Origin of the sequence: Amphibacillus jilinensis Y1, from assembly GCF_000306965.1 — a bacterium.
GTDB classification, from domain to species: Bacteria; Bacillota; Bacilli; order Bacillales; family Amphibacillaceae; genus Amphibacillus_C; species Amphibacillus_C jilinensis.
On the sequence record NZ_JH976434.1, the window covers coordinates 895,540 to 897,170 of the forward strand.

The 1,631-nt window shown below is 37.2% G+C and carries 2 protein-coding genes; both read right to left on the reverse strand.

The genetic code is table 11. The annotated features are described in order from the left end of the window. Positions 1–523 precede the first annotated feature (523 nt). A complete protein-coding gene (locus tag B494_RS0104750; protein ID WP_017471228.1) occupies positions 524–1,168 on the reverse strand; it encodes a DUF4352 domain-containing protein in 645 nt (214 codons plus the stop codon). Between the two features lie 18 nt (positions 1,169–1,186). After that, complete coding sequence (locus tag B494_RS21130; protein ID WP_017471229.1) at positions 1,187–1,363, reverse strand: hypothetical protein; 177 nt, start codon at positions 1,361–1,363, stop codon at positions 1,187–1,189. Between the last annotated feature and the right edge of the window lie 268 nt (positions 1,364–1,631).

The following is a 1,631-nucleotide window of genomic DNA, read 5'->3' on the forward strand; positions in this document are numbered from 1 at the left end:
CATTACGATTAAACTTAAAAATGTAACTGTTAATTTTTTCTTCAATTTTATTCCACTCCTTTTTTAATAAGAAAAATGGGCATTTCTTTCAAATGAAAACGTATTGCCATCTATATTACCCTCTAATACACCACTATGATTTAACATTTGAGCAATTTGAGGGACGAACAATAACTGCTTTGAACTGGTTACTTCACCAGAGACATACGTCATTTGTTCTACATTGGGACGAATAACCTTTTAACAATGGGGTCGATTCGACGTCGTAAAAAGTTTAAGGATCCAAGTATAAGAAAAACTGACTGATTCGCTAAAAATAAGCGAATTCGTGTTTTTCTAATGTTAATTGAATACCTTTATCCTGCTCAACCCCCGCACCGATTCTTCTAAAACGCGCATCACTACCTGATTCGGAATTAATTCAAACACAAGTCAGCAAGCCAGGATATTCGATCCCTTTCCGACACACCCTAGCCTCTCCAGATGCATCGGAAAAGGATTGATATCCTTTTCCATCACAACATTACTCACTGTCTATTTCATCTTCATAGATTTTCCACTCTTGTACATTACTTGCTGATTCTAAAGCAATAGAACCAAACGACAATTCGTATTCTTCTTCAAAACCCAAGTCAAATAACATTTCGCCTTCGATCGATTCGCCAGGGGCTAACTCACCTTCAATATTATCAATCGAAACAAAATCTTTATATCTTCCTGTTCCGCCTCCACGCATATTGCGTAGCCTTGCTTGTGAAATTGCATCGTCAGCATTCATCGGTTCATCACCAATATTGGTAATCATTGTATCGATAACAATAAATGTGTCACTATTCGGATTTACAATCGGATCACCTTCCGTCATCTCCGATACGTATCTTACCGAGGTTGGCGTGACTTCATAATCGCCAATAATCGTTTCCATCACACCGGTTTCACCTAGACGTAAATACTCACCATCTGCCACTGTTTCATTTGAATCTAAATCATCTTCTTCCTCAACATCATTTACTGTATCATCATTTAGACCTTGATCGTCATTGTCTTCTTGTTGCCCTGTTGGTTCATTAGCCGTTGTTTCATCTTGTTCATCCGACTGGTTGCCACACGCCACAACAAATACCATTACGATTAAACTTAAAAATGTAACTGTTAATTTTTTCTTCAATTTACTTCCACTCCTTTTCTAATAAGAAAAATGGGCATTCCTTTCAAACGAAAACGTATTGCCATCTAATACACCACTATGATTTAACATTTGGGCAATTCGAGGGACAAACAGCAATTGCTTTGAACTGGTTACTTCACCAGATACATACGTCATTTGTTCAGTCATTTTAATTCCCTTTTTTTTCTCTATCATCGCACCTATTCTTCTGAAACCCGCATCACTACATGAATTCAAACGTAAGTCAGCTAGCCAGGATCTTCGATCCCCTTCCGATCCACCTCAATAATTTAAGATGGATTGGAAAAGGATCGATATCCTTTTCCGTCACAACATTATTCACTGTCTATTTCATCTTCATAGATTTTCCATGTCAGTTCATTGCTCATGGATTCTAATTCAAGTGAACCGAACGATAAGTGATATTCTTTTCCGAAATTTAAATCAAATACCATTTCACCTT